At 35.9% G+C, this 11,676-nt stretch carries 8 protein-coding genes and 2 pseudogenes; 5 read left to right on the top strand and 5 right to left on the bottom strand.

Features of this window, described 5'->3' with window-relative positions:
• Positions 1 to 106: 106 nt before the first annotated feature.
• The 4 genes from I4V44_RS16470 to I4V44_RS16455 all read right to left on the bottom strand — a co-directional run bounded on the left by I4V44_RS16470 (position 107) and on the right by I4V44_RS16455 (position 3,432).
• Complete coding sequence (locus I4V44_RS16470) at positions 107 to 298, bottom strand: hypothetical protein (protein ID WP_028088034.1); 192 nt, start codon at positions 296 to 298, stop codon at positions 107 to 109.
• A gap of 76 nt (positions 299 to 374) precedes the next feature.
• Entirely contained in the window at positions 375 to 1,349 is a 975-nt protein-coding gene (gene mobV, locus I4V44_RS16465) for a MobV family relaxase (protein ID WP_196002984.1), read from the bottom strand.
• A 114-nt stretch (positions 1,350 to 1,463) separates the two neighbouring features.
• Entirely contained in the window at positions 1,464 to 2,837 is a 1,374-nt protein-coding gene (locus tag I4V44_RS16460; RefSeq protein WP_330610668.1) for a DNA primase family protein, read from the bottom strand.
• Positions 2,812 to 3,432 carry a CHC2 zinc finger domain-containing protein gene (locus tag I4V44_RS16455; RefSeq protein WP_196002983.1) on the bottom strand — a complete coding sequence of 207 codons (621 nt, stop codon included), beginning with the start codon at positions 3,430 to 3,432 and terminating at the stop codon, positions 2,812 to 2,814. Before I4V44_RS16455 ends, I4V44_RS16460 begins: the two co-directional genes overlap by 26 nt.
• Before the next feature lie 324 nt (positions 3,433 to 3,756).
• On the opposite strand from I4V44_RS16455, the gene I4V44_RS16450 reads away from it, so the two are divergent.
• The 4 genes from I4V44_RS16450 to I4V44_RS16435 all read left to right on the top strand — a co-directional run bounded on the left by I4V44_RS16450 (position 3,757) and on the right by I4V44_RS16435 (position 10,427).
• Positions 3,757 to 4,596 carry a helix-turn-helix domain-containing protein gene (locus I4V44_RS16450; RefSeq protein ID WP_196002982.1) on the top strand — a complete coding sequence of 280 codons (840 nt, stop codon included), beginning with the start codon at positions 3,757 to 3,759 and terminating at the stop codon, positions 4,594 to 4,596.
• Between the two features lie 363 nt (positions 4,597 to 4,959).
• A complete protein-coding gene (locus I4V44_RS16445) occupies positions 4,960 to 7,443 on the top strand; it encodes an SIR2 family protein (RefSeq protein WP_196002981.1) in 2,484 nt (827 codons plus the stop codon).
• 646 nt (positions 7,444 to 8,089) lie between these two features.
• On the top strand, positions 8,090 to 9,373 hold the full coding sequence (gene ltrA / locus I4V44_RS16440; protein ID WP_196002980.1) for a group II intron reverse transcriptase/maturase: 1,284 nt from the start codon (positions 8,090 to 8,092) through the stop codon (positions 9,371 to 9,373).
• Between the two features lie 115 nt (positions 9,374 to 9,488).
• Entirely contained in the window at positions 9,489 to 10,427 is a 939-nt protein-coding gene (locus I4V44_RS16435) for an Abi family protein (RefSeq protein ID WP_196002979.1), read from the top strand.
• Positions 10,428 to 10,559: 132 nt separating this feature from the next.
• On the opposite strand, the pseudogene I4V44_RS16430 reads toward I4V44_RS16435, so the two are convergent.
• Positions 10,560 to 11,009 (bottom strand): annotated as a pseudogene (locus I4V44_RS16430) (ABC transporter substrate-binding protein); the annotation flags it as partial.
• A 270-nt stretch (positions 11,010 to 11,279) separates the two neighbouring features.
• On the opposite strand from I4V44_RS16430, the pseudogene I4V44_RS16425 reads away from it, so the two are divergent.
• Positions 11,280 to 11,399 (top strand): annotated as a pseudogene (locus I4V44_RS16425) (helix-turn-helix domain-containing protein); the annotation flags it as partial.
• Between the last annotated feature and the right edge of the window lie 277 nt (positions 11,400 to 11,676).

The raw sequence follows: 11,676 nt of genomic DNA, 5'->3' as shown, positions 1-11,676 counted from the left end.
ACATGTTAATACAGTTGCTCCGTTCGGAACCTTTAGAACCAAGATTAGAAAATGGAAAAAGATTGCACTATAACTTCAAGTTTGTATAATTAAAGCACTGGTTAAATCACACATTATCCCAGTGATTTTTGACCAGTGCTTTAATACCATCATGAATATTAGTGTTTGAATCTCCATCCAGAAATGTGACAACCCGAAAGCCGATATCCGCATATTTCCTACGTTCAGCTTCAAATTCTTCCTGTGAAGAAAAATCATTGCGCCAGAGATAATACGTTGGCTTCCGCAAGGTTATCACATCCTTTCTTTTAAATTTTCTATAACTATCATATAAAAAGTGGACAGTTTTCGTGTCTGTCCACTTTAAAATAATTTTACCGTTCGCGATCTGAATGGGTTAATTGTCCTCGTTTTGCCAGTTCCAGTATTTCTGGTGGAATACGATTCATCAGATTCTGGAGATTTTCATAGTCAGCTCTGAGTCTGACATCATCCATTTTCTTTCGTATACTGCTGGACGTTGCTTCTTTTACCTGTCTGCTTAAATCCTGTGTCTGCCTTTTTAATGATACATTATCTGACTTTAAGGAACTAATCGTCTTATCATATTTCCGAACCTGTGTCTGAAAGTTCTCCATTGCGGGGAAAAACTTCTGTAAAAGTTCCACTGCTTTATTTGTATTTTTACCGGCATTAAAGAGATTTGTATTTTCCAGTAAATCAGTAATCTGCTTAGCCTGTCGGGTAAGATGTGCTGCTTCTTTAAAAAGTCGTGGCGGAATATGTTCGCGTCCGGTCATGCTGGCAGATTCTCCACGTTCCAGATCTGGATACTTTTCTGCCATATGTTTCCAAAACTCATCTTGCCACCAAGTCAGTTTTTTCTTATTTCCAAGAATCTCCTTTGCACAAAGTCTTCCGTCCTGAGTTATCGGGACAAAAGAAAGGTGCATATGTGGAGTTTTCTCATCCATATGCACCACAGCCGAAAGGATTGTCGTTGCATCCTGATACTTTTCTATAAATTCCAAAGCGGTTTGAAAATACGCTCTGATTTCACTCTTTTTCTTACCTTTGAAAAATTCTGGTGTAGCAGTAATCAAGACTTCAACAACGCGTACACTGTCTTTGCGTGTCCGGCATCCATATTCTTCAATCAGTCGATTCGATTCTGCCCGGTACTTCCCGACTGGTTCAATCAGGTGATAATTCAGATTTTTTCGACTGTTGTCTATATCCGGATTGCTGGCATATTTTTCTTTTTTCCGTTCATTGTGTGCTTCAATATTGCTGATTTCAGGTCCTTTGTATTTTGCAAATCTTAAAATACCGTATTGTGCTTTTGGCATTTGTACTTCCTCCTTTCCAAAAAAAGGCTAACTGTCATATTATTTCGACAGCCAACCTGAAAAATATATAATGTGTAACTTACATTGAATCACTACGTACATACGTACTAGATTTTAATTTGTCCATTCTTTCGGTACGTACGTACACTGGGAAGCGTCCATAAAGCCATCTGTATAAGACAGCTTTGTAATAACCTCTACTCCCGTAAATCCCCAGACTCGTCGCCCGGCAGAGTTTTTTATTGTATTGCAGTGTACCAGGTTGTATTTTGCCTGAACTGCAATCATAGCATCTGAGAAACTTCGATTTTTTAATGCGGTCATGGAATTTTCTTCGCACCAGAGACGATAGCTTTCATACAGTTCTTTGGAACTTGCACTTGACTCTGTCTGAAAGCGAATATATCCTTCTGATTCTAAAAACTCCAGTACATTGTTATTATCTCGTTTCACATTTTCACGATTCTCCTTGATACGGGGACTTTCTGTAAATTTAAAATTCTGACGGACTAACCGTTGTAACCCTTCAAATGCCCAAAGAAAAATACTTTCGGCTTCATTTTTCATTTTTTCTGCCAAATAGGGATCATCTACACGATCAACAGGTTTCTCCTTTGTTGTCAGCACTAATTGTCTGCGGTAAAATCCATCGCTCCGATCATACAATGCCTGCAAATCACCATTACTGAATGCAAGTAGCCTAGAAAAAAGCCATCCCTGGTAACTTTGCTTTCCTTTACGTTCCAAGTCCATTTTCCCCTGAGCAGTAACAATGGACTTCACATAGCTGGTCTGTTTCAGAGCTTCCATTCGCATATCATCATCTACGCATAATAAAATGTGTTCAAGGTCAGCTCGGGCAAAGCGGTTTTCAGAAATTTTACCGATACTTCCGTCTTTCATATTCGTGCCTAACAAGCTGTTTAGAACAGCACCAATCTGTGATTTTCCCTCTCCACCATTGCCTTTTATAATCATCATCCGTTGTCCTTTGTTGCTTGGAATCAGGCAATACCCTATGAACTCCTGTAAAGTTGGAATATCTTCCGGGTAGAGCAATTGATCTAAAAATGACAGCCATGTGGCAGCTTCTGGTGCATCTGGATTATAATTGACCGGAAGACGCATTCGTACAATGTCCGGTTTTTCATGGATAAATGTGCCATCCATATATAGAGTCCCATTTGCAAGATGAATTTTATTTGCTTTCGGTGGAAAATCCTCTACATAAGCTGCCAGTTTCATAACTTCCAGAATATTTGTTACTTTGCGTGGAACGTTGTTGATGGCATAATGTTTCAGACTTTCAAATATTTCCCCACGAAGAGGCAGATCATCAGTAATCCGCCCCTCCGGAGTAAAAAATGCATTGTTGGCAAAGAGTATTTTATGTGTATGGAGAAATTCCTCACAAAAGGCTGCTTCATTGATATTGGTTCCGTCAAACCAAACTGGATAGTTACTAAGCTGCTTTTGCTTCTTCTGCATATGCATCCTCCTCATCACGAGCCCCTGAAAGATATTTCAAATCTTCCAGATAGCCTGTTTCTTTCATGGATTTTACGACTCCCAAGCCCTCTTCTTCGTCTGCAAAGGTCAGATAATCTGCCAGATATTCAATATAACTCAGATTTTCACAGGCTTCTTCAAATCGTTCATCCATAGGTAAATCTGGATGTTCCGGTGCATATAGTACTTTCCATTTTTCCAGACGGTGAAGATATTCACATACCATTTTCTGGCATTCCCGTAAATCTTTCTGTCTGTTTTTGTTTTCTATGTACTCTGGCTTTTTCAGCGCTGCTATTACCGGTGGCTTGTCTGGTGTAATACCAAAATCTACAGCAATTTTCTTGGCGGCTTCATAGTTACTCAGTCTAAACAAATTTGCAACAAACTGGATTACATCTCCGGTAGCACCACAGCCAAAGCAGTAGTAATAAGTTGCATTCAGTTTCATACTTGGGTGATGGTCATTATGAAATGGACAACAGATCATGTTGTTTCTTCCAATTTTCATGCCATAATATTCGGCAGCCTGTCCGACTGTTACAGTTTCTTTTATTGTTTCAAATAATCTCATTCTATTTTCCTCCTGATTTAAGTTTGAATTTAAAGCTGTGCCGTTTTATCCAGTTCCTTTCCTGACAGGCAACCCTTCTCGGCGCTGTGTCGTCTCTTTTGAGCGCTCTTTTCTAATCAGAAAATCGTGGCGGTTTATAGAATTCCGGAACGGTCATTTAGTTTTCAAGGTTCTGTCTGATCGATCATGGTGACAGTTTAGCATGAAAAAATCGCACCCCTGATTTATTCACGCACAATGAAAATCAAGAATACGATTCGATAAAAAATTGCAAATTTGCACAGGCACAGATATAATGGAAGTAGTTTAGGAGGTGACCAAACAATGGGTAACTTTGAATTAACAGAAGATGAAACAAGTTTTGCATACCGATTAAGTAATTTGCGGAAAGATCACGATTTAAGTCAAAAGCAACTGGCCGATCAGCTTCATGTGACTCATTCGCAAATCAGTCGTATTGAAAGTGGTGAAACCAAAAATCCTAATATAAGTATTGTAATAGATGCCGCCAGGTTTTTTCATGTTTCTACAGATTATCTGCTTGGAATCACTCAGATTACTTCGCCAAAAAGTTATGATATATCGGAACTTGGACTGTCGGAAGAAGCGGTAACGAGACTGATTACCAGAAGAATAGATGTAGATATTTTAAACCGATTATTGGAGCATGAAAACTTTCCAAAATTATGTATTATGATTCGGAATTATTTTGATGATACCATTGCTGAAGGCATCATGGCACGAAATAAGGTGATCGATTTTGCTGTTAATCAGCTGACTGATCTGATGACTGCAGAGCCATCAAAAAGAAAAGAGATTATAAAAGATAAGCAGTTTTTAAGTTCACAGAAATTAGGCGCGAATGAAGCAGACATTGAAAAAATCAAGATTCAGTTTATGGCAATATTACGTGATATTAAATCTGGTATGCAGAAAAAAGAACCAACAAAAGCGGTTGCTACAGCCGAAGCCGTACAGATGATTCGGGACGCATTGCCGAATAAGCCAGCTTCCGATATTACAAGCACTGACTTAGCAAATGCAGTAGCTTTTTATATGGGACAGACAATCGATCTGAATGACGAAGGACTTGCAATGATACAGAATTTGGCAAAATATATTTGTGATAATAGCGTGCAAGAAAAGAATTCAGAGAATAGCTGATGTAAGCATGGATATACCTTTCTTCAAATGTGGCATCGTCTGAATAACAGCATTGTCATGCTAATATTCAGACTCAGTTCTGTACTTTCAGGTAACTCCTTTACGGAGTACCTTTCAGCACAGAATGCCGGGAATTGGAGATAATCGAAAGGATATAGATTTTCTTTCCGGCAGCCACAATTTCATAAAGGTATAACACACTAGACTTTTCTGACGGAAAATCGTGTGCCAACAGGGATGCTACTCGCCCCTATTGGATGACCCAGAGCTTCAACTTTGCACATTTTCCTTATTTATCCATTAGACAGCACGTATATTAACATGCTACAATAAAATAAATACGTAGGAGGTAAGGGTGATAAAATGAGTTCAGATATAAAAATATTAAAACCAGAGGATATAAAACAAAATTTAATTTCTTTTTTCAAAAATAATAGCTTAGTTCCTATTGTAGGTTCTGGATTTACATGCGGATTAAATGCCTTTAATGGTATTGTACCGAATGGATATGAGTACAAACAACATATGATCAATGAATTAATGACAGAAGACTTTTCAGAACAGGAAAAAGAAGAAATTACAGTTGCTAATTTTTCAACACTATGTGATTTTTATGAAGATGATGAAAATGTGCCTCCTGAAGTACGTCGCAATTATTTAAAATCTAATTTTTATAAAGTAACTATGCCGCAAGAAGATATTCGTTCGTCATTTTTTAACATTAAATGGCCATATATTTATACATTAAATATTGATGATGCCATTGAAAATTCAAGCTCATTCAAAAAAGTTATTTTACCTAATCAAGAATTTAATGATGAAATATTTTTAGATGAAAAATGTGTTATAAAGTTGCATGGTGACATTGGAGATATTGTTACTTATAAAAAAAGTGGAAAAATTTTCACATCTAAAGAATATGCATTAAGCTTAGATAAAAATGCACCGTTACTTAATAAATTACGAAATGACTATAAAACCCAAAATATTCTATTTATTGGTTGTAGTTTAGATGACGAAATTGATTTGAAAACATTATCCGCATGGCCATTTGATCATAAAGAAAAAGATACTCTAAGTTGTAGAATTGCTTTTATTAAAGGTTATCCATCTAAGCTTCAAAAATCAAAATATAAAATATATGGTATTACAGATATTGTTTGCTTTGATTCTTATGATATGATGTATTCATTGTTAACAGAAACATGGAGCGAAGCACAAAAAATTCAAACATCAGAATTAGATTTATATAACCATATTAAAATTGAGAATATTCCAGGAAGTAATATTCAAGAAAATCAAAATTATTTTTTATGGAATAAGGTTCTATATAATTTAAAAAATGGTGCTATAAAATTTCCGTATTACTTTATCAAAAGGAATATTTCAAAGGTGATAGTGAATAATATATCAAAAAATAAGGTACACTTGGTATATGGATCTAGAATTTCTGGAAAATCCTATCTCCTAGCTGATTTATACAAAACTATTCGAGATCGAGAAGTTTTTTATTTTGACGGAAGATCTAGAATAACCCAAAAGGCATTGGAAAAGCTATTACAAAAAACAAATGTAGTATTGTTAATTGATGTTGGTACACTGGATCGAAATCAATTTGAATATATTTTGCAAAACGCACGATGTATAAACGAAAATGAAAACAATATTATTGTTAACGTGAACAATAATGATAGTGACACTTTTGGCATTGTAAAATGGAAATTGAAACAACACATCATTGTTTCTTCTGATATTATTACATATAACTTGGATAATAAGTTTCGGAAAGAGGATGAATTACAAGAAATTAATAAATTACTTCCAATTATTAATTTACCTCAATATAATGAAAAGAGAAATATGTTAGATCAACTTATTTACGGAGAACAAATAATTCAAAAAAAAGGGAAGTATTCAAATAAAAAAATCAAAATAGAAACAGCAAAAGAATTAGCACTGTTAATTCTTTTGGCCATTAAGGAAAAATTATATTCTTCAGATATAATTAATTATAGTCTGGATTTTGAAATGGCAATGGCATTAAAATATTATGATCCTTTCATAGAAAGAATAGAGGCGAATAATTATGAAAAAGATGCCTCTGATCTTTCAAGAATAAAATATATTTTAAATTCACCATATTGGCTAAAAAGGGAGTTGGGAAATTATGCCCGAAATGAAGAAAATCACTATCAAATAGGTGAAGCTTACAAATATATTATAAAACAAGTAATTGAATTTTCAGGTCATGATGAATATAAACGAAGAAGGGCATGCAGAAATTTAATATTGTTTGATATTATGAATGAAATTTTTCTGGATAAATATCATGGAAATTTAAAATTAATAGTTTATGTGTACACTGTATTACAAGAGTTATTGGCAAATGATTTTCATTTTTTACATCAAAAAGCTAAATGTTACTTAAATTATTCATACTTTTTAAATGAAAAAAATCCGGAAAAAAGTCTTGACTATTTACAAAAAGCTTTGGAATTATCCATCATTTCAAAAACTATGATTGAAAATATGTATGAATCAACATCTAATGAAAGATTACAGATTACTCTAGCACATACAGAATATACACAAGCCACTATAATGTGTGGAATATGTGTTAGCAATAACTATAATACTATAGATGTCGAAAACACAATAAATGCTATTGAACTAGCTTTGTTATCACCTTATAATGGTGAAGACTACCAACGAGATTATACCAAACAAACATCATATAGTATACATAATTTTTTGAATTATTGTATAGTACATTACGATACATTAAGTATATCTCAAGAATCTTCTCAAAGATTGAATGGTTTGATTAATAGATTTCTAAAGCGCTAAGTTTAATATCTTATTATAAAAATGCATATTATAAAGTAAAGATAATTTCTGATTGACTTTCTTAGTTATATCAGTTATATTATCTTTAGTGATCAGATTGCAGAAACTTGAGAAGCCTGCGATCGGGGGAGGGTGCCGAGGCCCCTCTCCTTTTTTCTGTTTGCGCGCCATGGGCGCGCTCTAACGGGTGCAAGTCCCGAACACGCCCAGATAGTGGGAAGTGTATAGCCGAACAGCAAGGGTGTCTATCGCGAGGTAGAATCTGAAGGAAGCTGTAAGCAAATCTCTGGTCTGACGAACAGAAATCACATATAAGGCTAGGCTACGAGAGATAAGTTGGCATGAAGCAACGAAGTCTAATGACTATCACCTTTGTAGTAGCAGAGTAAATGTGGCGGATATATGGAGAGAAAGAGCGAGCACCTTAAGCGTGGAGGTCTCACAGAGGTTCCATCAGCCTAGTAACAACGAACTGTGAGAAGTCAGCCGAGCCCATAGTAGTGAAGAAGTCTCTGTAATGGAGATGGAGCAAAGGGGCGAACAATCAATAAGTTTGAGTATGTCTCGGATTGCAGAAATGGCAACATCTGCCGTAACTAATCGGGAAAAGGTGGTCAAATCAAGCGAGACGGAAAGGAAAGAACGCATGGACACAAGTAGTCTAATGGAGCAGATATTGTCCAGTGATAACCTCAACAAAGCATATCTGCAAGTCGTACGAAATAAAGGTGCAGAGGGAGTAGACGGAATGAAGTACACAGAACTCAAAGAATACCTTGCAAAGAACGGCGAAATCATCAAGGAACAGTTGAGGATGAGAAAATATAAACCTCAGCCAGTACGAAGAGTGGAGATACCAAAGCCTGATGGCGGTGTCAGAAACCTAGGAGTACCAACAGTAACAGACAGATTCATACAACAAGCCATTGCACAGGTTTTAACACCAATCTATGAGGAACAGTTCCATGACCATAGTTATGGATTCAGACCTAACAGATGTGCTCAGCAAGCAATTCTAACAGCGCTCGACATGATGAATGAGGGTAATGACTGGATTGTAGATATCGACTTGGAAAAGTTCTTTGACACAGTAAACCATGATAAGCTGATGACTATCATAGGTAGAACTATCAAAGATGGAGATGTTATCTCTATCGTTAGAAAATACCTTGTCAGCGGGATCATGATTGATGATGAATATGAGGATTCCATTGTGGGGACACCACAAGGAGGAAATCTTTCGCCATTATTGGCAAACATTATGCTGAATGAACTTGATGAGGAAATGGAAAAGCGGGGGCTTAACTTTGTACGATATGCGGATGACTGTATTATTATGGTCGGAAGCGAAATGTCTGCCAACAGAGTCATGAGAAATATTTCACGATTCATTGAAGAGAAGCTAGGGCTCAAAGTCAACATGACCAAGAGTAAGGTAGATAGACCACAAGGACTTAAATACCTTGGATTTGGTTTCTACTTTGATTCAAGAGCGCATCAGTTTAAGGCAAAACCACACGCAAAATCAGTAGCGAAGTTCAAGAAAAGAATGAAAGAACTCACCTGTCGTAGCTGGGGCGTTAGCAACAGCTATAAGGTGGAGAAACTCAATCAGCTTATAAGAGGGTGGATTAACTACTTTGAGATAGGCAGTATGAAAACTCTCTGCAAAGAACTAGATGCAAGAATTCGTTATAGGTTGCGTATGTGTATCTGGAAGCAATGGAAAACTCCGCAAAATCGAATAAAGAATTTGATGAAACTTGGAGTTGATAAGGATATAGCTTGGATTACGGCATATACAGGTAGTCGAATCGCTTATGTGTGTCAGCGAAGAGTTATGAATTTTGCAATAAACAAAGAAAGACTAACCCAATTTGGATTAGTCTCAATGATAGATTACTACACCGAAAGGTGTGTTACGTGTTAAGTTGATTGAACCGCCGTATACGGAACCGTACGTACGGTGGTGTGAGAGGTCGGGAAAATTTATTTAATTTTCCCTCCTACTCGATTTATCTGGAACATTTTGCAGCGAGGTACATATGAGCAAACCATTTATTACATATACCGCACAGGTTGAAAAACTGAAAAATGAAAAAAATCTGATTATTACAGATGATGATTTTGCGGTAGAATCCCTGCAGAATATCAGTTACTATGCATTAATTGGCGGATATAAACATCCTTTTATTGATATTCATACCCGCAAATACATTAATGAAGCATGTTTTGAAGATATAGTTGCTCTTTATGAATTTGATGAAGAGTTACGTGGAATATTCTTTAAATATTTATGTCGCGTAGAAAGAAAAATGCGTTCGTCCATTTCTTATCACTTCTGTAAAAAACATGGAGAACGTCAAGAAGAATATCTTAATTCCAATAATTACGGCAATATTCCAAAAAATAAAAAAGGCATTCCCAAATTAATAAAAATGCTTGATATGATGGCTAATAAAAACAAGGATCATGAATATCTTGTTTATCAGCGTAACAAATATCATAATATTCCGTTATGGGTGATTATGAATACCCTTACTTTTGGTCAGATATCCAAAATGTTTGAATTCTTACCTCAAAATATGCAGGGAACAATTTGTCAGGATTTTGGAAATGTTAAGAAAAATGAAATGATAAAATATTTAAAGGTATTAACGCTGTACCGAAATGTATGTGCTCATAACGAAAGGTTGTTTTCCTATCACACATATATTGACATTCCAGATACATTGTTACATAAAAAATTAGGCATTTCTAAAAATGGTTCAAAATATATATATGGAAAAAATGACTTGTTTAGTGTAGTCATTACTCTTCGCTATCTACTTCCAAAGGCCGATTTTTTACTGTTTAAAAAGCAATTATTGCATATTTTTGACCGATATGAAAAGCAGAATTCAAATTTGAAATTAAATGATCTTTTTGAATATATGGGTTTTCCGATTAACTGGAAAGAGATAACAAAATTTCGCAAAATATAAGTGGAGATATTAGCAAAAATATTTCCACTTATATTTAAAGCTATTCTATTTTCTGCGATTTCTTCGCACTATTCAATCCATCCACCCAATTACACAAAATCACAATCGTCTCATAATTTACATTGATATATGTACGCCACCTTTGCGTCCGCCCAAAACTTTCCTGCCTTTCAGATCTTCCCATTTAAAATCCGGCATTTCTTCTCTTGCCACAAGGAAATTTCCGGCCCGTTGGGTAAGCTGTGCAAAGTTTACAACAGGATCAGTAGCTCCTTCCTGATAGGCATAGATAGATGCTTCTGCTCCCATAAATCCGATATCCGCCTCGCCGGATATGACGGCAGTCATAGTTTTATCTGCCCCAAAGCCAGTTATAAGCGTCATATCAAGCCCCTCATCTTTAAAATATCCCTCTTCGATTGCTACATACTGCGGTGCATAAAAGATGGAATGGGCTACTTCATTTAAGGTAACTTTTGCAAGCTTCGCCTCATCTTTCTTTGCAGCAAACACTCCCAGCGGCAGTGCAGTCACCGCCAGAACGACTGCTGTCGCCAGTGAAATCCATTTTTTATTTTTCATGCAGATACTCCTTTACCGACTTCTTCTGTTAGAGTATGCATAATTAATTAATTGGTGACCAGGGGGGACATACAAAGTATCGCAAAACACAGCCTCCATGATTCCTTTTGTTAGGATATGCCCCCAAAATCAACTGCTAATCACGATCAACTTTCCCATTAGTTAAAAAATATGAATTTTATTTAATAACAATTCAATTGTGTCCAATTTCCAATCATGCTATGATTTAATCACAAAAGCTTTTGAAATTTCAATCAGGAGAGAATTAGGATGAATATTGGAAGTGTGATAAAAAAATATAGAAAAGTGTCTGGTTTCACCCAGGAGGAAATGGCAAACCGCTTAGGAGTAACTACCCCAGCGGTGAATAAATGGGAGAACGGAGTTTCCCAAACAAAAGGATATTAAGGAACAACCTGTGTTTACCTGCTTGCAAAGAAAAGAATATTGCTATTAAGCCAGAGTACTACATAAATGTGTTGGTAGCTCTTTTGCGTTAATGCAACACAGTAAATTATTTCATTTTCCTAATTATTTTAGACTGATAAGTAACTTTTTAAACGAAGAAAAGAAATGACAATGCTTAAAGGGTAAGCGCTTAAATTTTAGGTATGATAGAAAAAATCCCCGACTACTTTCCAGTAGTCGGAGCACCTTGACAATTCAC

The sequence above is a fragment of the Blautia sp. 1001283B150304_161114_C9 genome (assembly GCF_015668165.1).
GTDB lineage: Bacteria > Bacillota > Clostridia > Lachnospirales > Lachnospiraceae > Blautia_A > Blautia_A wexlerae.
The sequence above is the reverse complement of the archived record's forward strand: the minus strand, read 5'-3'. Positions and strand labels throughout refer to the sequence as shown.